This is a genomic window from Lewinella sp. (assembly GCF_050633125.1).
Taxonomy (GTDB): domain Bacteria; phylum Bacteroidota; class Bacteroidia; order Chitinophagales; family Saprospiraceae; genus Lewinella.
Genome location: NZ_JBOEFX010000018.1, coordinates 134,888 through 161,573, shown reverse-complemented (window position 1 = coordinate 161,573; position 26,686 = coordinate 134,888). Strand labels below are relative to the sequence as shown.

The window sequence follows — 26,686 nt, the reverse complement described above, 5'->3', positions numbered from 1 at the left end:
ATAAGAACTTCTCTTTTAAAACACTTAAATGACCTTATAATCTCTTATATGGTTCAAAATATATTATTCCCCTTCCTTTATTTCTGGCTTGCGTTTATTTCGCAAAAGTGATACTCCAAATCCCGCGCAGATCTCCTGGTGCATAGCCTATGGCCTCGTCTTTGGGGTAAAGTCCTTTGATCAAATCGTAATCTTCTTCCTTTAGGGTTTCTCCCAGTTTACCGTGGCATTTCAAGCAAGCTTCGCTCAGGAGGATAGGTGCGTAAAAAGCTACGTCTCCTGCACTGTTGGTCTCCACTAAAGGTTTTAAGACTTCTCCGGCAGCAAATTTAGCGTGGTATTGATCCAAGGCCTTTTTTTCTGCTGGCATAGGTGCATCTTGGGGTTGACGAATTTTCAACGATGTCCGTCTAATGTTTACCTGATGTGCTTCAGATAGGCTGTCAATCAAAGGTAGTCCGGCAATGTTACAATATTGTACTGCTTCCGGGACACCGCCCTTTTTCATTGCTGCCATCAAGCGCCCGGATAATGCCTTGAAAGATGCTGCCGCAATTTCGCCCCCTTGTTCCAGGTAATATTCATCGGAATTTACCGCCTGCTCTTCCTCCTGTTGGGAAGCTGATTGGTTGGTACAGGTTGCGAGTACACCGATTATTACGGCGATGCTGAGAAAGTAAAATAGATTTTTCATAGTCCTTTTATTGCGCAGAAAATAAAACGCGATTTTTTTTGAGTTTTTCAAATAGTTAAAACACTTAAAATGAAGCGTTTACTCAACTATTGTGAAAAACAAAATCGGTTTTTATTTTCGTGCTGTTCCCTTGTATTGCGCAGAAAATAAAACGCGATTTTTTTTTGAGTTTTTCAAATAGTTAAAACACTTAAAATGAAGCGTTTATTCAACTATTGTGAAAAACAAAATCGGTTTTTATTTTCGTGCTGTTCCCTTGTATTGCGCAGAAAATAAAACGCGATTTTTTTTTGCGCTGTTTCTGGTTTTCTTCTTAGTCCAATTCCAAAATATACCATTCTATCGCTGCTACTTCCAGATTAGCGCGACGGCCAATTTCTTCTGGTGCATAATTTCTGGCCAGATAACTGATAATTGGCGTTTCATTGGCACCTAAATCCCAGAGTCCTTGGGTTTCCTGCATCCATCGGATCATCTGTGTCCAGCCTTCTTTGGTAGCTTTGTTTTGGGTAACCAGCTTGGCCGAATGACAAGCAGTACATGTTGCTCTAACCAATTCAAACCCTTCATCATAGATCAAGCCCGTGGGTACGTGGATGCCATTGACGATCTCGTCTTCCGGCGAAAGCAACGTACTTGCCCGGGCAGTAGCTTGCCTTTCAATAATTGGAGGCGCCGGAGCAAACATAGATGAAATTTGATCTCCTGCAAGCAAGTAGATGAAGCAAACAATACAAGCTGCTAAAGCGAGATTAAGCATCAATAGCAATGGCCGAAAATCTACTGGCGTATTTTTCATCAGCTCACTACTTTAATCGCAATCCGATGGCAAGCATTATTCAAATAGCCGCGCGGATTCCAGCCGGGTAGCAGCATGGGCTGAGTAGTGCCCGTATTGTCAGTGGCGCGAACCCACACCTCGTAGTAGCCCTCTTCGGGGAAACTGATTTTAGCATTGAAATGCTGCCACGCATAACGATTGGCCGCTGGTTCTATGACGCACGCTTGCCAATTGGCACCAAAATTAATGGAAAAGTCTACCCGTGCGATATGTGTCTCCGCCGTCCACGCGTGGCCGCGAATGGGTAGCTGCTGCCCCAAACGGATGGTAGCTCCCGTTTTCGGGAAAGTCAGCAACGACTTGACGGGCATCTGCTCTATGATGCACATGTCTTCGTCTTCGACCTTACTGCCTGGGGCCACAGGTTTACAGGGTACCCGGTAAGATTGCCCCGTCATTTTCGGGCCATCATGCACTTGGTTACGGATGACGATCTTAGATAGCCATTTCCCAGAACAGGATGCCGGATAGCCACCAAATACCAGCCGCAGCGGGTAGCCATTCAAGCGCGGAATATCCTTGCCGTTCATGGCCCAGGCGATCAGGCTTTCGTCTTCTAAAGCTTTCGTAATAGGGACCCCACGGGAAATCACCACCTTGTTGGGGTCGCCAGACAGGTGGGTGTCTTCGCCGTAATAACCAATGTAAACAGCATCGTTGCCAATGCCCACGTCTTGCAAAACGTCTTTAAGGCGGATGCCCGTCCAGTTGGCACAACCTACTGCGCCAGTCGACCACTGGTTGCCTTTGGCAGGAGGATTGAATTCTTTGCGGCCATTACCACCACATTCCAGCGTAAGCTGGTAGGTGTAGTGCTGGAATTTGCTTTTCAATTCTGCCAACGTGTATGTTTTCTTCTGGTTGGCCGATTCTCCTTCAATGGTTAATGTCCAGTTTTCCAGATTGATATCCGTAGGGGGAATGCCGTTGTTTCTAACAAAGAAAAGCTCATTGGGCGTCACCTTATCATCCAACAAATGCGGGGGCGTTTCCGCATTGATGGGTTTATCGTTCAAAACCACTAATCCTGGATGCTTGCCGGGTAGTTGAAAAGGTTCGTTGGAGTGGGCCAGGCCAGCCGGTATCATGCCCATTGGAAAGTGTTTAGCAAAGACCATCTTACCTCCCAAGGCCAAGGTCATCGCCGTCAGTGCGCTCTTTTGCAGAAACCCACGACGAGAATTTGCTACTCCTTCCCTACCCCACAGTTGGTGCTCTGCCTCGGTGGGGTCTTCGTCATACCATTCGTGTAAACCTTTTCGGAGGTGATCTTTAGCTGACATGACCTTTGTATTGCGCAAAAAATGAATTTATCATTCGTTTCTGTGCTGTCTTTTTATTAATTATTGGGCGGTTCCTGTTCCGTCTTGCTAAAGCCATAGATCGATTGGGTAGCAAAATCGTCAGGAAAAGATTCTATGCCCGGAAAACCTAATCTAATATCCTGTCCAGTGTGTGGAATATAAGCCGTTTTAAAAATATAATCCCAAATCGCTAAAGTAATCCCAAAGTTGACACCGAAGTGGCGCTCTTTGGGTAACTCATAAGCATGGTGCCAGATGTGCATCTCCGGGCTATTGAACAAGTATTTCATTAGTTTCCCTAACAACAGGCTTCCAGCTACAGCTGAACCCAGTACAATTCCCAAGCGTGTAATTAAGGTCGGATCTTGAACGAGACTCACATCTAACAGGCCTTGTGAAACAATAATCCCCAACAGAGCACCTAATATGCCTCCCGTAAGGTAACCACTCACGCTGATGTTGGAATGATTGTAATGCCCCCAAGCCAAAGTAAAGATATGGATGATGAAGAAATCGTAAAGCCCAATACCGAGCAAAGCCAGCGGAATATATTCCAGCGTACGGTAAACAATGTTTTCCATCCAGTGGTAACGCAAATGTGCCGCAAAGCCCATCTCCTCTACCGAATGGTGTACTTTATGAAACTCCCACAAACGATCAGAGCGGTGCAGCAAGCGATGAATCCACCACTGGATAAAATCACGAACGACAAAACCTATCAATAGAATGGCCCATAGCGGAAAATCATTGAGCGGATTTTGTGCCTGAAGATCGAATCCACCCGTAATGCCTTTGATACCATCGTTGAAGAGATTCACCACAACATTGGACGCCGCACTGTAAATAATCAGTGAAAACAGAAAAAAATTGAAAAACATATAAAAAGCATCCAACCAAAAATCTTTGCGCAGGGTAGCCTGTTTTTTTCGCCAGGGAATGGCCACTTCCAGCAGTAAAAAGAAGACAGAAACGGCGATCAACCAATAAAAGTAGTTGTCCCAATCGGGGTGCGTTATTTCGTGCCAAAGGTAATTGCCGTAACCGGTGTAGCCCTGAATGAATAAATCCCAGTATTTTTCCACAGTTTTTCTATCTTAAATTTGATGGAGATGGATAATCAAGAGGAGCTAGATGAAATCGTTTGGTTGGAAAAACGTAGGCTGGACTTCAGTCCGGCCACAATCGCAATATCTTCCCGCTCGGACTGAAGTCCAAGCCACGTCTTAAGCATTCAAGCCCAAACGATTTCATCTAGCACCGATCAAGAAAGATAAAATTAATAGACTTCCCCTGTTTTTCCTGTGATGTGTATCACATTTTAGGGTAAATAAAATAATCAACCTTTACCTATGAATCCACCCCTTACCATAAAACCCGTTTCGGAAACAGCGCTTCCGCTGCTTCGCGATTTGGCAGAAGCAACCTTTGTGGAAGCATTTGGGCCAGTGAACACGCCCGAAAATATGTCCGAATACATCTCCAAAACCTTTACCCTTGAACAGGTTCGAGCCAGTTTTCAACAAGAAGGTGTATCCTATTTTATGGTGTGGCAAGATAGCGAAGCCATTGCCTACCTAAAGCTCAATGAAGGAGCTGCACAAACAGAGCAATCCCTGGAAAACACCCTGGAAATAGAACGAATTTACGTCAAAGCCACCCACCAAGGGCAAAATATCGGGCAACAGCTCTTGGCCTTTGTGGTTGAAAAAGCAAGGCGAGAGAATAAGTCCTCGGTTTGGCTCGGCGTATGGGATCAAAATGAAGCAGCGATCAGGTTTTATAAGCGGCATGGATTTTCTACTTTTGACCAACACGAATTTTACTTGGGGAGCGATTTGCAAAATGACCTCCTTATGAAAATCAAGCTCTAAGCTATGGCAACTGCAATTATCATTGGCGCTGGCCCCGGACTGGGGCTGGCCTTGGCTGAAAAATTTGGGCAAAAAGGGTTTTCTATCGCCCTATTGGCTCGGAACGAAGAAAACCTTAGTGTTTTTACCAAAACACTGGAGAAACAAGAAGTCTTAGTTAGCACTCATGCAGTTGATGTCAGTGATTTTAAGGCCTTGCGGCAAACCTTGCGCGGCATTGCGCAGAAAGACACAGTGGAGGTGGTGATCTACAATGCCGTTAAAAAGCAATTCAATAGCCCACTCCAGTTAGATGTTGAAGAAATGGTGGATGCCTACCGGATGGATGTCGCTGCTGCGCTGCTGAGTGTACAAACCATCCTTCCCTTTATGCAAGAAAATGATCGCGGAACCTTTCTATTTACCGGAGGCGGCGCAGCCCTCCATCCATGGATGCAAGCGCCGACGATTAGCATTGCAAAAGCAGGCATCCGCAGCTTGGCTTTCATGCTAGCGGAGGAACTACAGGAAAGCCCTATCCAAGTGGGGACGGTCACTATTTTTGGCACCATCAAAGAAGGAACGGCCTTCGATCCTCACAAAGTCGCAGATGCCTATTACCAGCATTATCAACAAGGAGTACCAGAGGTGGAGGTGCAGTTTAAAGGGTAGTAGAGACTTAAAGCAAAATGGGAAATGGATTCCGAGCAATCGGGAGGAAGTGGGAAATTGGCCAACGCCGAGGCGTCGCACCGATACGTCTGTAGATGTGATGCCCGCTGGCAGGACCTGTATTTATACTTAGGGCGCAAGGCAGCGCCTGGAGCGCGGGGCCGGGACGGACCAAGGACAAGGGGTGGCAGCGGTACCGCAGGTAATAGCGAACAACCCGGTGCCGTAGTGGCGTTTGCACAGCAACGCCGCTACCGGCATGGCCCCTTATATACCCGTTACTTAGTGCCGGGTATAGATCAGGTTTAGGCAGAAGTCAAGCAGCTTTTCAATAAAAACAAGTCTACCGCTTGCATGTATTAACCAAAGTGTTTAACTTTATGGTTAATATGGCACAAGACAAAGAAACATTGATCCTGGAAGTAGCCCGTAAACACTTTGTACAAAAGGGGTATGCCGCTACACGTACACAAGATATCGCTGATGAAGCAGGTATCAATAAAGCTTTATTACACTACTATTTCCGATCTAAAGAGAAGTTGTACCACGAGATTACGGTAAGGATTTTAGACACCATACTACCGCGATTTGCTAAAGCTCTGGCTACAGAAGGAACGTTTTGGGAGCGCTTGGAAGTCATCGTCACTTCGTACGTCAACCTATTTCAGGAGCAACCCGACATACCGTTTTTCATCATGTCGGAATTATCACAGAAACAAGCCCGGTTTGTCGAAGAGCTAAAGAAAAGAAGTCATCATTTTCCAGCAGTACAGGGTTTTGTTTTAAGTATGCATCAAGAAATGGAGGCCGGTAACATCCGTAAACTACCGCCCGCTCAGTTGATGCTCAATATTATGGGAATGACCGTTTTTCCTTTTATCGCCAAACCCATATTTTGTACTGTTTTTGAATTTTCTGACAATGATTTCTCTAGCCTCATGGAAGAACGTAAAGACATCATTATGAACTTCTTAAAAGCCGCATTAAAGAACGATTGATTTTTTTTGACTTCATGTTAACCAAAAAGTTAAAACACAAAATTAAGGAACAGCACGAAAATAAAAAGCGATTATGTTTTTCATAATAGTTGAATAAGCGCTTCATTTTAAGCGTTTTAACTATTTGAGAAACTTAGAAAAAATCGCAGTTTATTTTCTGCGCAATACTAAGACGATGATCTTACAAAAATATTATTGCTTCTTACTTCTACTGACAACTGGATTGGTTAATGCCCAGGAAGCAACCGTGATGACGCTTTCTCTTACCGAAGCTTACGATATACTGGAAGAGCGCTATCCCTTGCTACGCAACGGAGCCTTGCTTGAGCAAATGGCACAAAACCAAAGTGCACAGATCGACGCTGACAGTAAGCCCGTCATTTCGCTAAAAGCAGATGGTCGATTGCAATCGGAGACGATCAACCTGGAGAGCGACAACCCCATGTTTCCACTGAACATCAGCCGCCCGTTGGTCAGTGTTCAAACCTACCTGGAGGCTTCGTACCTATTACTAGATGGTGGTCTCAAGGAAGCTCGTCAAAATCTAGTTGCCACCCAAGTAAAGACAGAACTTCAACAGCAGGAAGTCGACCGTTTCCAGCTCCGCGAACGCGTCAACCAGTTATTCCTGATCATCAGTGCGCTCCGTGAACAGGAGGTCTTGTTTGATTTGTCGTTGAAAGACCTCACCGCCCGACAAGAGCAAGTTCAGGCCGGTGTAGAATACGGCGTATTGCTACAAACAGAATTGACGCAATTGTTGGTAAAAGAGCAAGAAATCCTGGCGCAGCAAGACAACCTAAACTATCAGACGACAGGCGCTATTCAAAGCCTGGAACAATTATTAGACCTTCAGCTCAGCCCTACCGTTACTTTGACTTATCCGCCAATGGGGTCAACGGACATTCTTCCCGTTATCCAACGCCCCGAGCAGCAACTTTTCCAATTAAAACAGGAAGCTGTCTTGGCACAGGCTCAGCTGGTCGACAGTGAGCGCAAGCCCAAACTACAAGTCTTTGCTCAAGCAGGTGTTGGTTACCCAAATCCACTTAACCTCCTCGACGGAAATGTCGCTCCTTATGGCATCATCGGCGCAGGATTTAGCTGGAAGCTAGTCGACTGGGATAAAACCCGTTTGCAAAAAGAAACGCTTCAGTTACAAGCCACCCAACTCCAAAATGCTCGTGAAACTTTTGAATTCAATCTAAGTCAAGGAGAGGCACGCTACCGGGCAGAGATAGACCGCATCAATGCGCAGATTATCCGCGACGAAAAAATAGCCACTCTCCAAGCAGAAATCCTGGAACAAATGGCCGTTCAGCTGGATGAAGGCGTCATTACCTCCGCCGATTACGTCAATCAGCTTAATGCCGAACTGCGAGCACGCCAAAACAAGGCGGTTCACGAAGTTCAGCTATTGCAAACGCAGTTGAATTTTTGGAGCAGTCGGGGAGGGTTTTGAAATCGGAAGTCGGAAGTCGGAAGTCGGAAATAATGAGATACACGTAGAATAAGAAGGAGAGCACGCCACTCGCTAATACAAATACTTCCGACTTCCCACTTCCGATCTCCCACTTTGAAAAAGTGGTTCTAAACTGAACAACAATCAAACTAACTTAACAAACGTCAGGATAACGTTTTAATAATTAGCTAAAAATGAAAAATACATATCTTCTCTTCTTGATCACCCTCTCCTTCACTGCTTGCAAGCAGGAAGCCGCCCGGTCCGATGCTTACGGAAATTTTGAAGCGACCACCATATTGATTAGCGCAGAAGCTAATGGCCAACTTACGGCATTCCCCATTGAGGAAGGGCAAAAAATCAAGGCGGGGCAATTCCTCGGCCTTGTGGATACTACCCTCCTTCATTTGCAACGCGAGCAGGTGCGTGCCCAGATAGGCACCTTACCGGCTAAATTACGAAACAGTCTGGCCGAGATTGAAGTTCTCGACCGGCAACAAGACAACCTGGAACGCGAGCGGGATCGGGTAGCACGCTTGGTGGAGAAAAAAGCCGCGACCCCCAAACAGTTTGATGACCTAAACGGAGAGCTCACCGTACTCAAACAACGTATCCAAGCCGTACGCAGCAATACCAACACGGCCAACGGAGCTATCCTTGCAGAAAAACAACCCATGCTGGCACAGATGGCATTGCTGGATGAACAAATCCGTCGAGCCTACCTCTACAGCCCGGCCACAGGAACCGTACTCACCAAAATGGCACAAGCCGGTGAAATGGTAGGGATCGGTAGTCCTTTGTTCCGATTAGGGCAATTGGACACCATGCGTCTGCGCGCTTACACCAGCAGCAACCAACTACAAAATGTAAGCCTGGGCCAAAAGGTAGAAGTGCTCGTAGACGAGGGCCAAGAGGCTTACCGCCAACTCAGTGGCACCATCAGCTGGATTGCTGCTCAAGCAGAGTTTACCCCCAAAACCATCCAAACTAAAGAGGATCGCGTCAACCTCGTTTATGCCTTTGAGGTACTCGTGCCTAATCCGGAGGGCAAGCTTAAAATCGGTATGCCTGCTGAAGTAAATTTTGCGTCCAGCAGCAGCCAAGCCACCAACCAATAGCCCATGAACGCAGTAAAAATCGAGCATATTAGTAAAAGCTTCGGGGACCAAGCAGCCCTCAAGGATATCAATCTCGACATTGCGGCGGGCACCCTCTTTGGGCTTATCGGGCCAGATGGTGCGGGCAAATCTACCTTGTTTAAAATCCTCACCAGCTTGCTTATTCCAGACGACGGCAAAGCTACTGTCGCAGGACTGGATACGGTGGCAGACTACAAGCAGATTCGTCGGATCATTGGCTATATGCCAGGCAAATTCTCGCTTTACCAAGACCTTACCGTTGAAGAAAACCTGAATTTCTTTGCGACCATCTTCGGAACGACCATTGAGGAGAACTATCACCTCATCAAAGATATTTACGTACAAATCGAGCCCTTTCGCAAACGCAGAGCGGGGAAGCTCTCTGGCGGAATGAAGCAAAAACTGGCACTTTGCTGCGCCCTGATCCACGAACCGGAAGTCCTCTTTCTGGACGAACCCACCACGGGGGTCGACGCCGTGAGTAGAGCCGAATTTTGGGATATGCTCCAACGACTGAAAGAACACGGCATCACCATCATCGTAAGTACACCTTACATGGATGAAGCCTCTCGCTGCGAGGAGATCGCCCTCATCCAGAATGGCCAGATTCTCCAGGTAGATACCCCCGACAATATCCGGGAAAGCTACGAACAGCCTCTTTACGCTGTCAAAGCAGCATCTTTCTACCAGCTGATAAAAGACCTGAGGGCAGCGCCCTTCACCAAAAGAGTAGAACCTTTCGGCGAATACCTGCACTTGACCACCAGTGGCTATTTCCCAGAAGAAGCTATCTATAACCTACTGAAAGAAAAGCACCACGAACAGATCGAAGTAAAACGCATCAACGCTACTATCGAAGATGTGTTTTTGGAACTGGCGGGGTAAAGGGTGCGGGGTGCGGAGTGCGGGGTGCGCACAAACGTGAGGAACGAGCACAACTACGAATCCTGACCTTTCGTCGGGGACGAGTACAACCGCGAACCCGGCGAAAGCCGGATAAGCACAAAACAAAACCAATGTCCTACGCAATAGAAGCACAAAATTTGACCAAGCGATTTGGAGATTTCACCGCCGTAGATGCGATCTCTTTCAACGTGGCACAAGGCGAAATATTTGGTTTCCTGGGTGCCAACGGCGCGGGCAAGACCACGGCCATTAAAATGCTGATCGGACTGAGCCGCCCCACTGAAGGCGATGCTTCCATTGCAGGCTTTGATGTTTATCGGGAGACGGATGAAATCAAGGAAAACATTGGCTATATGAGTCAAAAATTCAGCTTGTACGAAGATTTGACCATTGCCGAAAATATCCGCTTTTACGGAGGTATCTACGGACTCAGCCGTAAGAGCATAAAGACAAAGACGACCGAGATAACACAAAAACTGGGGCTCGAAGAATACGCCAATCGACTGGTGGGCAGCCTACCCTTGGGGTGGAAACAACGCCTGGCTTTTGCCATCGCAGGGGTACATGAGCCCAAGATTATCTTCCTCGACGAACCCACCGGGGGCGTTGACCCTGCTACCCGTCGGCAGTTTTGGGAGATGATTTACGAGGCGGCAGACCGGGGCGTGACCATTTTTGTCACCACCCACTACATGGACGAAGCCGAATACTGCAACCGTATCAGTATCATGGTCGATGGCAGGATTGAAGCCCTCGGAAGCCCCGCCGAATTGAAGCAGCAGTTTCAGACCGACACAATGGATGAGGTCTTTTTGAAATTGGTTCGCGCCTAATAAAACAGCACAAAAACAAATGGGGCCTTCGTTTTTCAAATAGCTGGCTAAGCGGTTCATTTTAAGCGTGTCAGCTATTTGAAAAACCTCAAAGAAGGCTCAATTTTTTTTTTTGCGCAATACATAAGTAACGATGATCAAAATATTCCTGGCGTTTGTACGCAAAGAGCTGTTCCATATCCTGCGGGACCCCAGAACCCTGGCCATCCTGTTTGGTATGCCAGTGGCCTTGGTGTTGATCTTTGGGTATACCGTCACCAACGAATTCAAGGATGCCTCGGTAGCGATATTCAACGAAGCCAATGATAACCTTAGCTACCAGCTAGTCGATCACCTCACGGCATCTGGCCACTTGAAGCTGGTCACCTCTGTTCGTACTACAGCAGAGTTGGAGCAAGCCTTCCAGTCCAACCAAGTAAAAATGGGCATTGTCATCCCTGCGGGTTTTGAGGACGATTTTTTCCGCCAACGCAAAGCCGATGTTCAGCTCATTGCCGATGCCACCGAACCCAACTACGCCACTACGCTTACCAGCTACGCGCGGCAGATGATTGCCACTTTTCAGCAAAACCAGAACAGCACAAGTGGTGTGCGACCTTACCAGGTCAATACCGAAATCCGCATGTTTTACAACCCTCAACTAGAGGGCGCCTACAACTTTGTTCCTGGCACCGTTGCACTCATTCTCATGCTTATTTGCGCCATGATGACCTCCTTGACTATTGCCAAAGAAAAGGAAACAGGGACTATGGATCTGTTACTCGTTTCTCCGCTACCACCACTTGTGATTATCCTGGGCAAAGTAACCCCCTACGCCGTACTTTCCTTTATCGATGCCATCATTGTCCTCTTCCTTGGCTATTATTTATTTGATGTGCCCGTCCGCGGCAGCTTGGTACTTTTACTGGCTTTGGTTCTGCTTTACCTGCTGGTGGCGCTGGCACTAGGGGTACTTATTTCCACCAAAGCACCTACCCAACAAACGGCCATGATGACCTCTATGTTTGCGCTACTCATGCCTACGATGTTGCTCAGCGGATTCCTCTTCCCTATTGCCAGTATGCCCAATTTGCTACAATATATTTCGAAGATCATCCCCGCAAAGTATTTCATCCAGATCGAGCAGGCCATTATGCTCAAAGCAGCTGGTTGGGACGCCGTTGCTTTTCCCGCCCTCATTTTATTTATTATGCTCATTGTACTCCTCACTGCTGCTTGGCGCAATTTCCAGGTCGTATATAAATAAGCCTTATGCAAAGATTACGCTATATCATCCAGAAAGAATTTATCCAAATCTTCCGCAACAAGGCCATGCTCCCCATGATGACGGTGGTGCCCATTGTGCAGTTGATTATCCTGTCGTATGCCGCCAGCAACGAAGTGAAGAACATCCGTTTGGCGATTGTCAACGAAGATCACTCGGCCAGTGCGCGTCTACTAGTTCAAAAAATCGAAGCCGCAGACCGTTTCCTGCTCGTCGATTTCCCCGCTTCGGTAGCGCAGGGCGACGACATGCTACAAACCGGCGAGGTAGACATTGTCCTCACCATTCCACCCCAATTTGAGCAACATTTCTATCGCGAAAGAAGAGGCAACATCCAGCTCCTGGTTAATGCCATCAATGGGCAGCAAGCCAGTGTGGGAGCCGCCTATTTAAACATCATCACTCAATCTTTCAATCAGGAACTACAAGCCAACCTCAAAATAGTCAACCGAAATGGCCAACCACCGGCAATTATCAATGTCCCCACGGCCAACTGGTACAACCCCGAATTGAATTTCAAATACTTCATGGCCCCTGGTATCTTAGGCGAACTGGTGACCATTCTAGTGATGCTCCTCACCGCCATGAACGTGGTGCGAGAACGCGAGATTGGCACCATCGAACAAATCAATGTGACGCCCATCAAAAAATGGCAATTCATCCTGGGCAAGCTCATCCCTTTCCTGGGCATTGGCATGGTGCTTTTGACGGTGGGCCTCACCGCAGCCAAGCTCCTCTTCAGCATTCCTATGCAAGGTAGCCTGTTTGTCATTTTTGCCTTCTGTGCACTCAATCTTACGGCAGTTTTAGGGCTAGGACTCTTCATTTCCAACCTCTCCGACACCCAACAACAAGCCTTGTTCACCACCTTCTTTTTCGTGATCATCTTCATCCTCATGAGTGGCTTGTTCACCCCTATCGAGAGCATGCCCCAATGGGCGCAGTACCTGACCATCCCCAACCCTATCGCCCATTTCGTGAGTGTCATGCGGTCGGTATTACTCAAAGGAAGTACCTTCTGGGACGTCATTTACCATTTTCGAGTGACGGCGGTATTGGCGGTGGTATTTAACACGCTGGCGGTCTTGAGTTATCGTAAGGTAGAGTGATCAATTTTATAATGGGCCCTGCCGGTAGTAGCGTTGCGTTGCAAACGCTACTACGGCACCAGGCTATCCACTCTCATGCAGTGCTGCGCATTGCATACCGCTACTACCCCTGGTCCTTGCGCCCTCCGGGCACGGCCTCCACCTGTTCGGTTCCGGCACGCTGCCTCAATAGCTTGTCTTTGGCAGACGAAGGGACTCACTGCTTACCTAGCCAATCCACCACGTGATCCCGGAAAGCTTCCCATAATTCAGGAAACTGCGTAACATTGGGGATATGATTAACCTCCAACAAATAAGGTTGCCCTTGTGAATCAACCAGATAGTCATTGGCGATAAGGTCCAACTCCATCCCTTGTCGAATTCGAAGGGTGTCGTCCAGTAAATCTTTATTGATAGGCATAAATTCAGCCTTGGGAGAATGAATGGATTTTAGCCAGTCTTCTCCGTCCATATGTATCTGCCAGGAGCGCTCACCGATAGCAATCACCCTAATAGCTTCACCATCAATAAAAGGCTCAATAATGGAAGGCTGTTGTGTCGTGTAAGACGGTGTAAACCTTTCTTTATTTTCACCACAGTGCCAGTTGCCCCACTTGGCTACCCATTCGCCGGGCGTATTGAGGGAAACGCCCTCACTTGCGTATCCACGCATTAGGATAGGGAAATGAGTATGGCGCAGCGCCCTTACCAAACAAGGGAACTTGAGTCGGGCATTCATCATCGCGAAAGGGTTGGGATAGCAAGGGCCACCCCAAAGCGCAAGTGCAGAGAGGAAGTCAAGGTCATCCTGGTAAATTCCGTGATAAATCACGTGGTCAACAGGTAGAAAGCCACTCCTGTTAGTACGTTCCATCCAGAGCGTTTTACCTTCTACCTTTATCTTTGGCAGCATCTCGTGCCAAATGATAGGACCAAATAAATGAGCTTTTACTTCTTGAAATTCTGCTTGGTGTAAACCAATAATGCCGACTCGAGGAGGCATAATTAAATGTTTTTGATGAAAAATATATTCCGAGCCAATAACCTTAATAAGCAGAGATTTAGTTCCACGATTAGTAGTGGAGCGAAAATTTAGACCACCTTAGTTGACATCTAACAAGGAAAAATGTATACCATTCGAACCTTTAAAAAGGAAGATTTTCTCGTCTACCAAGCGTGGTTTAAAGACCCCGCTATTCACCGGGCACTGGGCCATGTAGATGAAGCGTGGCTAACTTATGTACTTGCTGACGAAACTGGGGTAGAATATGTGATGGAGAGAGAAGGCCAGTTAATGGGAGTCGCTGGTATAAGTTTTGCCAATGAGCAAAACCCTTTTTATGTGATTACCAATTTAGCTGTCAATCCTGGATACGCTGGAAGAGGAATAGGGTCGTTGTTTCTTAAAGAAATAACGACTAGAATTCCCTTAGAGCAGCATCAATATTGGGTCACTTTCGTAGAAACATTTAATGAACCTGCTCAGCGGTTTTTTATAAAAAATGATTGGACGCAAACCCACCGCGAGGATGAGATGATCAGGTATGAAAAACGACTATGACCAAACTGCTGCTGTAAAATCGGAGGTGAACCAATACCTGTAGCAATAAGCTCTTTGGCCTTAAATGAAAATTAATTCTCACTCAAAAAGTGGAACGTGATTTCAGGATGATTGTCTTGCGCCATTTTGAGGCTCCAAGCACTTTCGGCGAGGTAGACTACTTCGCCATCTTTATCTGTGCCTAGGTCGCGCTTGCGGCGTTGGAGAAATTCTTTCATCGCTTCCTCGTTGTCGCTGGTTACCCAACAAGCTTTGTGTAAGTTGAGCGGTTCATAGCGGCACATCGCGCCGTATTCGTGTTCGAGACGGTACTGGATAACATCGAACTGGAGGGCTCCGACGGTGCCAATAATTTTAGCTTGGTCAAAATCACGGATGAACAACTGCGCGACGCCCTCGTCCATCAACTGGTCCAGGCCTTTGTTGAGTTGCTTGGTCTTAAGCGGATCAGCATTGAGAACTACCCGGAATTGCTCGGGGCTGAAGCGTGGAATCCCTTTGAATCGCAATTCTTCGCCTTCGGTGAGGGTGTCACCAATTTTGAAGTTGCCTGAATCGTAGAGGCCCACCACATCACCGGGGTAAGCTTCGTCTACCACCGTCTTTTTGGAGGCCATGAAGCTGGTCGGGTTACTGAACTTCATCTTTTTGCCCTGGCGAACGTGGAGGTAGTTGGTGTTGCGTTCAAAAGTGCCCGAGCAGATGCGCATAAAGGCGATCCGGTCGCGGTGGCGGGGGTCCATGTTGGCGTGGATCTTGAAAACAAAACCGGAAAACTCTTTTTCAGTGGGCATGACAATCCGCTCTTCGGTAACCCTGGAGCGTGGAGTAGGAGCAATATCGACGAAACAATCAAGCAGTTCTTTGACCCCGAAATTATTGACTGCTGAACCGAAGAAAACGGGGCTAAGGTCACCGCTGAGGTATTCTTCTTGTTCGAAGGGTGGGTACACTTCGTTGATCATGTTTACCTCGGAGCGGAGTTCTTCGGCGGCGGCTTCGCCTACCATTTCTACCAGTTCCGGATCATCCAGGTTATCAAATTTGATGGTTTCTTCCGGGCGGCCCTGCTTGTTGTCGGGGCGGAAAAGGACGAGTTGTTGCTCGAAAAGATTGTAAACCCCCTTGAAGCGATCTCCCATGCCGATGGGCCAGCTTAGTGGGCGAGCATTGAGGTGTAGTTTCTGTTCGATTTCATCAATAAGGTCGAAGGCTTCCTTGCCGGGGCGGTCCATCTTATTGACAAACACGATGACGGGTGTTTTGCGCATACGGCAAACCTCCACCAGTTTTTCTGTTTGTTCCTCAACCCCTTTGGCAACGTCGATGACTACAATCACGGAATCGACGGCAGTGAGGGTGCGGTAAGTGTCTTCTGCAAAGTCTTTGTGACCAGGTGTATCCAGGATGTTGATTTGCAAGTCGCGGTATTCGAAGGCCATGACCGAGGTCGCAACGGAGATACCCCGCTGGCGTTCGATCTCCATAAAGTCGGACGTCGTACTTTTTTTGATCTTATTGCTCTTCACGGCACCTGCCGATTGGATAGCGCCCCCAAAGAGGAGTAGCTTCTCCGTGAGGGTGGTTTTTCCGGCATCCGGGTGGGCAACAATACCAAAAGTGCGGCGCTTGGCCAGTTCTTCGAGAAACTTACTCATCGTGTAATCCTTGAATTGAGGGCGCAAAGGTACGGAAGGTTTGGGGGAAATTTAGGAGAAATCCGTATTCAATGAAGGCTTTCTCTTGGACGTTGATTTGAACCATATAAGGCATGTAAGGTCATTTAAGTAACTGGAAATAGGTGTGTTGATATGTTTTTGTTTTTCTTGCAGAGCTTTAGGACCCACCCAAACCCTCCCTGAATGGCGGGCTTTTTGTATGAGGTGTAGGAGCGTAAAGCCTTTGCAGCTAGGGCTGCCCTTCCTCGATCCTGTGGATCGTTCCCGCCAGCGGGGTACATTTTGCTGCTAGTCGGTTAAGTGCGCAAGCCGGAGGCTGAAGCGCGAGGCCCGGAGGGACTAAGGACGAGGTAGTGAAGTGGTAGTGCGCTGCGCAGCACGCACTAAGAACGGAAAGACCGGTAGCCAGCGCAGCGCGGCTACGGCCCCAACTAAAAAACCAATAGATTGGTTAACTGGTCTATATGTTGACGAACCTGGCCACCGAAAACCAACTACAGGTCAAATTCATGAATTTGCCCTGTAGCTGGTTTTTTGCGCGTCCAACTACGACAAATCCCGCAGAAGGCGTATTTTACCCTTTGAAGAAAAAAACTTTCCATGGCCCGACCAGATTTTACCAACCAAGCTTTAGTCTACGATTTGCCCAACCTGCGGAATGCTACTGACGGAGGAGCTACGCCCATCACTACGCCTGAACAGATTACGCTGAAGAACAGCTTCTCGGCAGAGGATACTGCGGCGTATGATCATTTGGGTTTTGTGGCTGGTTTGCCGCCTTATTTGCGTGGCCCTTACAGTAGTATGTACGCGGTACGGCCTTGGACGATCCGGCAATATGCAGGGTTTTCGACGGCGGAGGAGAGTAATGCTTTTTATCGTCGCAACCTGGCGCAGGGCCAAAAAGGGCTGAGTGTTGCTTTTGATTTGGCGACCCACCGGGGCTATGATAGCGATCATGAACGGGTGCGTGGTGATGTGGGCAAAGCGGGTGTGGCGATAGATACGGTGGAGGACATGAAGATGCTTTTTGACCAGATTCCGCTGGATAAAATGTCGGTGTCGATGACGATGAATGGGGCGGTTATTCCCATCATGGCCTTTTATATTGTAGCGGCCGAAGAGCAAGGCGTGAAGCCGGAACAGCTGAGTGGCACCATCCAGAATGACATCCTCAAGGAGTTTATGGTGCGCAATACGTACATCTACCCGCCGCTGCCGAGTATGCGTATTATTGGCGATATTTTTGCCTATACAGCGGCTAATATGCCTCGATTCAATAGTATCAGTATCAGTGGTTATCATATGCATGAAGCAGGGGCACCGGCCGATTTGGAGCTGGCTTACACCTTGGCAGATGGCCTGGAATACATTCGTACTGGTCTGGCTGCGGGCTTGAAGATTGATGATTTTGCTCCACGGCTATCCTTCTTTTGGGGGATTGGGATGAACCACTTTATGGAGATTGCTAAGCTGCGGGCGGGTCGCCTGTTGTGGGCCAAGATTGTGAAGGAGTTTGATCCACAGAATGTGAAGAGCATGGCGCTGCGTACGCATTGCCAGACATCGGGGTACAGCCTTACGGAACAAGACCCTTACAACAATGTGGCGCGTACGGCAATTGAAGCGCTGGCCGCCACCTTGGGCGGTACGCAATCATTGCACACCAATGCCCTAGATGAAGCCATTGCTTTGCCCACCGATTTCTCGGCCAAGATAGCGCGGGATACTCAACTTTATCTACAGAAAGAAACCGACATTACCCGTGCGGTCGACCCTTGGGGCGGTAGTCATTATGTAGAATACCTGACCGGAGAACTGGTCAATCGCGCCTGGGAACTGATGCAGGAAGTGGAAGCGCTGGGCGGAATGGCCAAGGCCATAGAGAAAGGCCTGCCCAAGCTACGCATTGAAGAAGCTGCTGCTCGTAAACAAGCCCGTATAGATAGTGGCCGCGAGAAGATTGTGGGTGTCAATGTTTTTCAAACGACGGAAGCTTCGCAGATTGATATTCTGGAAGTAGACAATACTGCTGTGCGGGAATCGCAGGTGCAGCGACTGAATACATTGAAAGCCAACCGTGATCAGGCTGCTGTAGATGCTGCCTTGGAAGCCTTGTACGAGGCCGCCAAAAATGAAACAGGAAACCTATTGGACCTGGCGGTAGCCGCCGCGCGCGTGCGTGCTACCCTGGGCGAAATCAGCGCTGCGCTGGAACGGCAATACGGTCGCTATCAGGCGACTCACCGGACCATCAGTGGCGTATATGCCGGAGAAGTGACCAACCAAGACGTAGACTTCCGTGCCGCCCGCGAGCTGGCCGATGAATTTGCAAAGCAAGAAGGTCGCCGCCCTCGGATCATGATCGCCAAATTGGGGCAAGATGGCCACGACCGAGGCGCTAAGGTTATTGCTACCAGCTTTGCTGATCTGGGATTCGATGTAGACATTGGTCCACTATTCCAAACACCAGCGGAGGCTGCGCGGCAGGCTACCGAAAACGATGTCCACATTCTGGGAATCTCCTCGCTGGCCGCGGGGCACAAAACACTCGTACCGGAAACCATCGCCGAGCTGGCCAAGCTGGGCCGCGATGACATTTACGTGGTCGTTGGTGGCGTTATTCCTCACCAGGATTACGACTTCCTTTATGAGCAAGGTGTAGCTGGGATTTTTGGGCCTGGCACCAAGATTGCGAAGGCTGCTTCGGATATTTTGCGGGTGCTGGGGTAGGATTTGGGTGCGGAGATGCTTTGTGCGAGGTGCGGAGTGCGGTTTTGTGCGGGGTGCGATGAATACTTCCGGTTTTGATGCTGAACGTATGATCGCACTGGTACGATTGGGGGGCGAGTTTTAGTGCGGAGTGCGTGGTGGGAGTGCTTCGTGCTATGTACGTGTTAGGGTACGGAAAATGCTCCGATTTTAGATTTTTAGTGCTTTGTGCGGAGTGCGGTGCGCGGGGTGCGCGAGATATACTATTGTTAGAGCTTACCTGAAATTTAGTTAAATCCAAAGCTATGCGCATTTTTCTCTCTCTTTTAGGATTAATCATCGTGTTACCAATGCTGGGAGCGCAAACATCTCACCATTTTAGTGCCGTTATTGGGGTAGATTATTTGTCTCGTTCCGATAATTCAAGCCCTGGCTTTTATACGGAGTCACCCAATATTCATATGAGGGTAGGAGGGGATTACTCGCGAGAATTGACCACTTTTCTTCAATTGAGAACGGGCACGCGTTTGACTGGATTAGGGTACGATTCAGGGATTCAGCAATTAGTTGGTGGAATTGATCGTCCCAATCAAATTGATGGTGATATTAGTGCTTTTTTGGACCCTACGACATCAGCGGGATGGTATTTTCAAACGACAGATTTCTACCTTGAAATACCCTTGGTCTTTCGCTATCAGCCCAAATCTTCCGGCCATTTTTATGTAGAAGGAGGTTTAGCCGCCTACTTTTATTTGAAATCCTATTTTCGTAGTAAAACGAACTATGGAGAAAGAACAAACTGGGATGTTTCCAGGTCTGCCGATAAGCTGATTTCCGTATTACAAGCGAGCGTCGGTTGGGAATGGCCGATCAGCAAAGAAGGGCAGTTTTATGTACAGCCTGTATTTCGCTACTTCTTGATGGATAATACTTCGTTTAAAATGCTTAGTGGCGGGTTGGAAACAGGGGTGAGGTGGTAGTATCAAAACGTAACCCCCAACCGCAGCCCCAAATCAAGCAACCTCACATTATTGGTAAGGTCACTAATTATGCCTGCTTGTTCGTAGACAGGTAAGGTAGAGTAAGCGGCCTCCGGTTCTAGGGTGAGGACCGACTTGCTACTACTAGCTATCTCCCAACCGAGGCCCATATTGATTTTTGTGCCGTAATTTTTTGCTTCATCACCGATTTCACTGGATACGGAGATTTCGTTGTTGCCACATTCGACCAGAAAAGTATTGCGCGATTCCCCTGTTTTGAAAAAGTACTCGTAACCCAATTTTACATAAAGTCGATTGCCTTGCCGTTTGAAGTAGTACCGGCCTTCTAGTGGAACCCCGATGTATTGGATTGTAAACTCATTGGTAAACCAGGAGTTGTAAACATCAAAGCCATTGCCGTTGAAATCACAGCCGAGTGTGGGCGAATAGTCAATGGTAGAGAACCGGTCGATGGTGTATTTTATACCGGTGCTTATCGCAAATTTGTGACTCCATTGGTAGTGGACGATAAATTGGGCGTTCAGGCCAATGTTTTGGCTGTATTCGCCCAGGTCATTGTCTTCAAAAAAGACGAAAGCTGTTTTTGGGGTCAGGTATAACCCATAAGAAAAGCGATCTTCTTGTTGGGCAAACAAGCCGTTGATGGCGAGTAGAAAGAGCGTCAAAGAGAGGGTAGAACGTATCATTTTAGTGTGTTAGGTTTAAACTATCTGCGAAAGGTACTTATGTTTATATATAGTTCAAACCTTGTCTTGTGTAATGACGATCTTCGGCTTTTCCTTTTTTACGTCCTAGGCGATAAACGGAAGCGCATCTACGGGTTTATTCGTTTTGTAGACAGAATAACCTTTCTAAAAGATAGCTTTCTCCAAATTATTTGCTTTTTTTGTGCAACCCTCCCCAAGGAAGCCAAAGTTTTTGGAAATCCAATTATTGAGCATATAGAAACAAGGTGATCCAATTTGGGTTTAGTGAAAAAAAGATAAGCAACTGACTAAAAGAAAGCTGTATTCTTTTTCTTACTAAACCTTGAAACAAATTGGATCATCTTGTTTTAGCTCGAATATCTATAGCTGTATGATCCTTAATCGTCTGTCGTTGCTGGCTGTTCTGAGCCTGCTATTCGTTGCTTGCCAATCAGAGAAAAATAATATTGCTGAACGCCCACATGCACCCTGGGTTTTTCGGTCGGTGCTAGATGCTCAACCTCGGATGCTGACTGTAGCACTCCACGATAATTTGTGGCTGGCTTATTCAGCCCAAACAGGAGCACTGTCCAAAGCTTGGAGCGGTGGTGTCAATTTTGACGGAGCAGTTTATACCACCGTACACGGTCCTCAGCCTAGTTCTCTAGGTGATATTTGGCTCCAAAATCCTTATGAGCAACCTTGGAGAGTATTGCGAGGCGATAAAGAAGAGCGCCCGGTAATTCAGTATGGTGGTCATCACTTTGAAGAGGGGCAGGTTTGGATAAAATACCAGCTACGCCTCGCCGATGGCACTGCCATTGATATCAAAGAGCAACCCGAGTATTATACCAATGATTATGGACAAACCGGCTTTCAGCGGACTTTCGTCACAGAAGGGGTGCCCGCTGACGCACAGGTTTTGTTTATGCTGCATTATGAAAGTTTACCTACGGCCGACAATCTCCAGACTGATGGCGAATGGGTATCTCAGGAAGAATTGCTCAAAGGTAATAGTCGCCTAAGCAGCGTAGCCCTTGACGGTGTACTAAAGCTCAGTGCCAATTCAGCGACTACGATAAAGGCCCTTTTTACTCGCAGGCCAACCATCGAAAATGAAAATAAAGTAGTAGGCGCTGAGGAAGAAGAACGCCGCCCACTGGGCTACCGTCTTATTTCGCGAAGCGACTGCCGCTCTTGTCACAATACTTACCTTCAAACCATTGGCCCTTCTTATACAGATGTAGCTCGCCGTTATCGCAATACCGAAGAAAACGTAAGTATGCTCGTCAGCAAAGTCATGCAAGGGGGCGCTGGAAATTGGGGCGAAGCCGCGATGACCCCGCACCCCGACCTGCCGCCTCATCAAGCACAGGCTATGGTGGCATACATTATGTCATTGGATGAAGAGGAGGAAAACGCCTTGGCTGCAATTGAAACAGACGAAGGAGTTGATCTAGCCGCTGCGCAGCCAGCTGCCGAAGTAGCTGGAGAAGATTTTTTACCAGGAGGCATTGTAAAAGCATTTAAAATAAATAGTGGTGTACGGTCGGTGTTGGATGTCAACTACAAGAAGGAGCCTCTTTTTGCAGGCATTTTACCTAAAGTAGAGTTCTATGCCGCAGATTTTGGTGAACTCGAAGAAGACTTTGCCCTGGAAGTGACGGGATACCTTCGGATTCCGAAAACCAATAATTACACTTTTCGGCTGATTAGTGATGATGGCTCTCAGATGTATATCGACGATCAGTTGATGATCAATAACGATGGCCCTCACGGCGATCAGGCCGTCGACGGAGAAGTCGTTCTGGCAGAAGGCTACCATCCGGTACGGATACTGTATATGCAAGGCAAAGGTGGTCGCACTTTCCGGCTGACTTGGCGCTCCTTCGAGACCAATCGTTTCGAGCCGGTGCCTTCTTCCGTTTTGATGCACACGCGCGAGGCACAGCCCGCAGTGGTAAGTTCTGCGCTGAATACAAGTACCATTATTCCTGGCGATGGAGCCTCTCTCACGGAGGTACATCCGGCCTACACCCTCACCCAGGCCCGCCCCGACGGCTTTTCTCCAAAAGTAGGAGGGATGGATTTTCTACCTGATGGCCGTTTGGTCATCAGCACTTGGGATGCTGAAGGTAGTGTTTACATCGTGGAGGGCGTCAGCACTGGCGATCCCAGTCAAATGTCTTACAAGAGAATAGCTACCGGCCTTGCCGAACCATTAGGTTTAAAGGTGGTAGATGGCTCCATTTTTGTCTTACAAAAACAGGAGCTTACGGAGCTCGTTGATCACGATGGCGATGAACTAACAGACGAATACCGTACGGTGTCTAACGATTGGTTGGTGTCGGCCAATTTCCACGAATTCGCTTTCGGATTGGCGTACAAAGCTCCTTATTTCTATGGCGCGCTGGCGATTGGCATCCTTCCGGGTGGAGCGAGTGCTCCTAACCAGCCAAAAACGCGTGGCAAGGCAGTACGTATTCACGAGACTACGGGAAAATTGGAGATTGTAGCTGAAGGTTTACGTACTCCCAACGGTGTAGGTATTGGCGTTGATGACGAAATATTTATTGCAGACAACCAGGGGGACTGGCTACCGTCCTCCAAGATTTTACACGTTTCCGAGGGAGCTTTCTTTGGCTCACGTGCAGTAGATAGTAGCAGAGTGGCCCAACTTCGGATGAAACCTCCCGTTGTATGGTTACCACAAGACGAAATTGGCAACTCTCCGAGTACGCCCCTTTACCTCAATGATGGGCCTTACAAAGGGCAGATGATTCATGGCGAGGTCACTCACGGTGGCGTCAAGCGAGTTTTTGTAGAGAAAGTGGCTGGTGAATACCAAGGCTGTGTCTTCCGCTTTGTGCAAGGGCTAGAGGCAGGGGTGAACCGTATGGTTTGGGGCCCCGATGGTGCGCTTTATGTTGGAGGGATTGGTTCTACTGGTAACTGGCAGCATAGCGGAGGATTATGGTACGGCCTACAGCGCCTGAAGTACAACGAAAAACCAGTTTTTGAAATGTTGGCAGTACGTGCCAAAAGTAATGGTGTTGAAATTGAATTGACTGAACCACTAGACCCTGCTTTTGGTGCTGATCTTAACGATTATAAAGTACGCCAATGGTACTATTTGCCTACCAATGAGTATGGTGGCCCCAAGCTCGATGATCGCCGTCTGCCGGTGCAGTCGATTCATATCAGCAATGACAGAAAACGCATCTTCTTGGAATTGAATGGTATGGAAACAGAGCATGTCATTCACCTGCAACTCCCTAATTACTGGACCAGCACCGATGGCAAGAGCTTATGGACTACTGAAGCTTGGTATACCCTGAATAATATTCCGAGCGATGAACCAGGCTTTACTAATCCAGCAACCTTGCCTCCTGCACCTAATCAGCTTACTGCTAATGAGCGCGAAGCAGGCTGGAAGCTCCTTTTTGATGGCCAAACGACCAGTGGATGGCGCAATTTTGGCAAAGAAAGTATTGGCACCAGCTGGAAAGTACAGGATGGTACCCTAATGCTGGATGTGATCGCACGGGAAGATGGTGGCTGGCAAGCCGCAGATGGTGGTGATATCGTAAGTGCAGGAGAATTCGAGAACTTTGAGTTCCAAATCGAGTGGAAGATTGCCCCCTGCGGCAACAGCGGCATTATGTTTAATGTAGTGGATTCAAAAGACTACGATTACCCCTGGCAAACGGGCCCGGAAATGCAGGTGCTCGACAATACCTGTCATCCTGATGCGATGATTATCAAGCACCGGGCAGGAGATCTATACGATATGATTTCTGCTGTCCCTGAAACAGTCCGCCCGGCCGGAGAATGGAACCGAGCACGCATTCGCATCAAAGATGGTCAACTGGAACATTGGCTCAATGGTCGAAAAGTAGTCAGTACGGAGTTGTTTACCAATGGCTGGCAACAAATGATCGCCAGCAGCAAATTCAAGGAAATGGAAGGCTTTGGTCAGGCACGTAAAGGCCATATTTCACTACAGGATCATGGCGATCGCGTATGGTTTAGAAATATAAAAATCCGGGAGCTGTAAGCTCTTTTATCAAAGCATAAAACAAAACGAACAATCATGGAGCAAATTAGTAAAAATCGCTTATTCCTCGCCTGTTGCGTCGCGCTGGTCGTAACCGCAATGACCTTCGCAATACGAGCAGGTATTCTTACCGAATTGTCGCAACAATTTACCCTTAGTGATCAACAGCTGGGTTGGGTAAACTCGATGGCCTTTTTGGGCTTTCCTGTAGCAATGATTATTGGCGGATTACTTTACAATGAAGTAGGCCCAAAGCGAATGATGTACGCTGCTTTTTTTAGCCACTTATTAGGGTTAGTGCTTACCATTATGGCAGGAGGTTTTTGGGGCTTATTAATTTCAACCTTCTTTATTGGTTTTGCCAACGGTTGTGTGGAAGCAGCGTGTAACCCTATGATTGCAGATATGTACCACGATAATAAGACGACGATGCTGAATAAGTTTCACGTCTGGTTCCCCGGAGGGATTGTGATAGGTAGCTTGGTCGCACAGTTGATGAGCGGAATGGGCTGGCAGGCACAAATCGGTATTATGCTGTTGCCTACGTTGGTTTATGCTTACCTGATTTTTGGGCAAACCTTTCCTCAGTCGGAACACATCGAATCTTCTACCAAGGAGAACATCAAAGGGTTGGCTAATCCACTCTTTATCTTTATCGCCATTTGTATGACGCTTACGGCTTCCACCGAATTTGGGACCACGCAGTGGGTAGAGCGTATCCTTGGCAACGCTGGTGCACAGCCGATGTTGATTCTAGCCTTGGTGACGGGGCTCATGGCTATCGGTCGTTATTTTGCTGGTGGCTTGGTACACCGTCTCAATCCTACGGGGGTGCTATGGGCGTCAGCGGTCATTGCTGCCTTGGGGATTTATATGATGAGTGTAGTGACAGGGCCTATGATTTACGTAGCAGCTGTACTGTTTGCGATTGGCATTTGTTACTTTTGGCCGACAATGCTCGGGTTTACCAGTGAGTATATTCCTAAAACGGGGGCACTAGGTTTATCTTTAGTAGGTGGTGCAGGTATGTTTGCCATGTCAATTTGGAACCCGATTATTGGTGGCTGGTTAGATACCAATCGCGCTAAAGCACTTGCTGACGGCCTGGTGGGAGACGCTGCCGAATTGGCTGCAGGGCAGATGACACTGGGCTCGCTGGTCTTATTTCCGGCGGTCTTGATTGTGCTTTTTGGCGGCTTATACTTCTATATGCAGCGGCAACGAACCGCTATCGCCTAAAATTTTGAGGAACCAAAGCCCTGCAATGTGTAGGAGTATGCCTATCTTTGCCCCGCTTTTGAAAGAAAAATAAATAGAAACGATGGCAAATACCTCGGATATTCGCAACGGGATGTGCTTAGAGTTGAACAACGACAAATACACAGTCGTTGAGTTTCAGCACGTAAAGCCGGGCAAAGGCGCCGCCTTCGTGCGCACCAAAATCAAGAGTTTGACCAGTGGTCGGTTACTTGATCACACTTTCTCTGCCGGGCACAAGGTCGAAGAGATTCGTGTAGAGCGCCGTAAATTCCAGTACCTCTACGAGGATGATATGGGCGTACACTTCATGAATACAGAAACCTTTGAGCAGTTGGCTTTACCCGAAGCACTGATCGATCGTAAAGATTTAATGAATGAAGGCATGGAGGTAGACGTACTATACGATACCAACAACGAAGTTCCTTTAACGATGGAAATGCCTCAATACGTTGAAATGGAAATCACCTACACCGAGCCTGGTGTGAAAGGTGATACGGCCACCAACACCCTCAAGCCAGCAACGGTAGAGAGTGGTGCTGAAGTAAGAGTACCTCTGTTTGTAAATCAGGGGGATAAAATTAAAATTGATACTCGTTCTGGTTCTTACGTGGAACGGGTTAAATCATAAGTTATTAGATGGCACCTAATAGGTGCCATCTGCTTTTGATTATTTCTGTAA

General features: G+C 47.8%; 22 protein-coding genes. 15 read left to right on the top strand and 7 right to left on the bottom strand.

The window, feature by feature from the left end; genetic code table 11:
- Positions 1 to 94: 94 nt before the first annotated feature.
- The 4 genes from ACRBG0_RS04630 to ACRBG0_RS04615 all read right to left on the bottom strand — a co-directional run bounded on the left by ACRBG0_RS04630 (position 95) and on the right by ACRBG0_RS04615 (position 3,921).
- Positions 95 to 694, bottom strand: a complete 600-nt coding sequence (locus ACRBG0_RS04630) for a Tll0287-like domain-containing protein (protein ID WP_431485739.1) — start codon at positions 692 to 694, stop codon at positions 95 to 97.
- Between the two features lie 313 nt (positions 695 to 1,007).
- On the bottom strand, positions 1,008 to 1,493 hold the full coding sequence (locus ACRBG0_RS04625; protein WP_431485738.1) for a hypothetical protein: 486 nt from the start codon (positions 1,491 to 1,493) through the stop codon (positions 1,008 to 1,010).
- Positions 1,493 to 2,818 carry a sulfite oxidase gene (locus ACRBG0_RS04620; protein ID WP_431485737.1) on the bottom strand — a complete coding sequence of 442 codons (1,326 nt, stop codon included), beginning with the start codon at positions 2,816 to 2,818 and terminating at the stop codon, positions 1,493 to 1,495. The genes ACRBG0_RS04625 and ACRBG0_RS04620 overlap by 1 nt, the downstream gene beginning before the upstream one ends.
- A 56-nt stretch (positions 2,819 to 2,874) precedes the next feature.
- Positions 2,875 to 3,921, bottom strand: a complete 1,047-nt coding sequence (locus tag ACRBG0_RS04615; RefSeq protein ID WP_431485736.1) for a sterol desaturase family protein — start codon at positions 3,919 to 3,921, stop codon at positions 2,875 to 2,877.
- Between the two features lie 267 nt (positions 3,922 to 4,188).
- On the opposite strand from ACRBG0_RS04615, the gene ACRBG0_RS04610 reads away from it, so the two are divergent.
- The 9 genes from ACRBG0_RS04610 (at position 4,189) to ACRBG0_RS04570 (ending at position 13,072) form a co-directional block, all read left to right on the top strand.
- Positions 4,189 to 4,710, top strand: a complete 522-nt coding sequence (locus ACRBG0_RS04610) for a GNAT family N-acetyltransferase (protein WP_431485735.1) — start codon at positions 4,189 to 4,191, stop codon at positions 4,708 to 4,710.
- Between the two features lie 3 nt (positions 4,711 to 4,713).
- A complete protein-coding gene (locus tag ACRBG0_RS04605; protein WP_431485734.1) occupies positions 4,714 to 5,361 on the top strand; it encodes an SDR family NAD(P)-dependent oxidoreductase in 648 nt (215 codons plus the stop codon).
- Between the two features lie 389 nt (positions 5,362 to 5,750).
- Positions 5,751 to 6,359, top strand: coding sequence for a TetR/AcrR family transcriptional regulator (locus ACRBG0_RS04600; RefSeq protein WP_431485733.1), 609 nt, complete (start codon positions 5,751 to 5,753; stop codon positions 6,357 to 6,359).
- A gap of 175 nt (positions 6,360 to 6,534) precedes the next feature.
- Entirely contained in the window at positions 6,535 to 7,821 is a 1,287-nt protein-coding gene (locus tag ACRBG0_RS04595; protein ID WP_431485732.1) for a TolC family protein, read from the top strand.
- Positions 7,822 to 8,015: 194 nt separating this feature from the next.
- Positions 8,016 to 8,939: an HlyD family secretion protein gene (locus tag ACRBG0_RS04590; RefSeq protein ID WP_431485731.1), complete on the top strand. Its 924-nt coding sequence runs from the start codon at positions 8,016 to 8,018 to the stop codon at positions 8,937 to 8,939.
- A gap of 3 nt (positions 8,940 to 8,942) precedes the next feature.
- Complete coding sequence (locus tag ACRBG0_RS04585) at positions 8,943 to 9,845, top strand: ABC transporter ATP-binding protein (protein ID WP_431485730.1); 903 nt, start codon at positions 8,943 to 8,945, stop codon at positions 9,843 to 9,845.
- Between the two features lie 131 nt (positions 9,846 to 9,976).
- A complete protein-coding gene (locus ACRBG0_RS04580; protein WP_431485729.1) occupies positions 9,977 to 10,699 on the top strand; it encodes an ABC transporter ATP-binding protein in 723 nt (240 codons plus the stop codon).
- A 133-nt stretch (positions 10,700 to 10,832) separates the two neighbouring features.
- On the top strand, positions 10,833 to 11,945 hold the full coding sequence (locus ACRBG0_RS04575) for an ABC transporter permease (RefSeq protein WP_431485728.1): 1,113 nt from the start codon (positions 10,833 to 10,835) through the stop codon (positions 11,943 to 11,945).
- A 5-nt stretch (positions 11,946 to 11,950) separates the two neighbouring features.
- Complete coding sequence (locus ACRBG0_RS04570) at positions 11,951 to 13,072, top strand: ABC transporter permease (protein WP_431485727.1); 1,122 nt, start codon at positions 11,951 to 11,953, stop codon at positions 13,070 to 13,072.
- A 196-nt stretch (positions 13,073 to 13,268) separates the two neighbouring features.
- On the opposite strand, the gene ACRBG0_RS04565 is transcribed toward ACRBG0_RS04570, so the two are convergent.
- Positions 13,269 to 14,054, bottom strand: coding sequence for a hypothetical protein (locus tag ACRBG0_RS04565; protein WP_431485726.1), 786 nt, complete (start codon positions 14,052 to 14,054; stop codon positions 13,269 to 13,271).
- 123 nt (positions 14,055 to 14,177) lie between these two features.
- Here ACRBG0_RS04565 and ACRBG0_RS04560 point away from each other — a divergent pair, with 123 nt between their 5' ends.
- Positions 14,178 to 14,612, top strand: coding sequence for a GNAT family N-acetyltransferase (locus ACRBG0_RS04560; RefSeq protein ID WP_431485725.1), 435 nt, complete (start codon positions 14,178 to 14,180; stop codon positions 14,610 to 14,612).
- A 71-nt stretch (positions 14,613 to 14,683) separates the two neighbouring features.
- Here ACRBG0_RS04560 and ACRBG0_RS04555 read toward each other — a convergent pair whose 3' ends face one another.
- Positions 14,684 to 16,270, bottom strand: coding sequence for a peptide chain release factor 3 (locus ACRBG0_RS04555; RefSeq protein ID WP_431485724.1), 1,587 nt, complete (start codon positions 16,268 to 16,270; stop codon positions 14,684 to 14,686).
- A 621-nt stretch (positions 16,271 to 16,891) separates the two neighbouring features.
- Here ACRBG0_RS04555 and scpA point away from each other — a divergent pair.
- Positions 16,892 to 19,024 (top strand): methylmalonyl-CoA mutase, encoded by a 2,133-nt coding sequence (gene scpA / locus ACRBG0_RS04550; protein ID WP_431485723.1) that lies wholly within the window; start codon positions 16,892 to 16,894, stop codon positions 19,022 to 19,024.
- Positions 19,025 to 19,308: 284 nt separating this feature from the next.
- Positions 19,309 to 19,983: a hypothetical protein gene (locus tag ACRBG0_RS04545; RefSeq protein WP_431485722.1), complete on the top strand. Its 675-nt coding sequence runs from the start codon at positions 19,309 to 19,311 to the stop codon at positions 19,981 to 19,983.
- A 2-nt stretch (positions 19,984 to 19,985) separates the two neighbouring features.
- Here the strand turns inward: ACRBG0_RS04545 and ACRBG0_RS04540 are convergent, their stop codons facing one another.
- Positions 19,986 to 20,690 carry a porin family protein gene (locus tag ACRBG0_RS04540; RefSeq protein WP_431485721.1) on the bottom strand — a complete coding sequence of 235 codons (705 nt, stop codon included), beginning with the start codon at positions 20,688 to 20,690 and terminating at the stop codon, positions 19,986 to 19,988.
- Between the two features lie 391 nt (positions 20,691 to 21,081).
- On the opposite strand from ACRBG0_RS04540, the gene ACRBG0_RS04535 reads away from it, so the two are divergent.
- The 3 genes from ACRBG0_RS04535 to efp all read left to right on the top strand — a co-directional run bounded on the left by ACRBG0_RS04535 (position 21,082) and on the right by efp (position 26,635).
- Positions 21,082 to 24,747, top strand: coding sequence for a family 16 glycoside hydrolase (locus ACRBG0_RS04535; RefSeq protein WP_431485720.1), 3,666 nt, complete (start codon positions 21,082 to 21,084; stop codon positions 24,745 to 24,747).
- A 36-nt stretch (positions 24,748 to 24,783) separates the two neighbouring features.
- Positions 24,784 to 25,986 carry an MFS transporter gene (locus ACRBG0_RS04530; protein WP_431485719.1) on the top strand — a complete coding sequence of 401 codons (1,203 nt, stop codon included), beginning with the start codon at positions 24,784 to 24,786 and terminating at the stop codon, positions 25,984 to 25,986.
- Between the two features lie 82 nt (positions 25,987 to 26,068).
- A complete protein-coding gene (gene efp, locus ACRBG0_RS04525; RefSeq protein WP_431485718.1) occupies positions 26,069 to 26,635 on the top strand; it encodes an elongation factor P in 567 nt (188 codons plus the stop codon).
- Positions 26,636 to 26,686 lie beyond the last annotated feature (51 nt).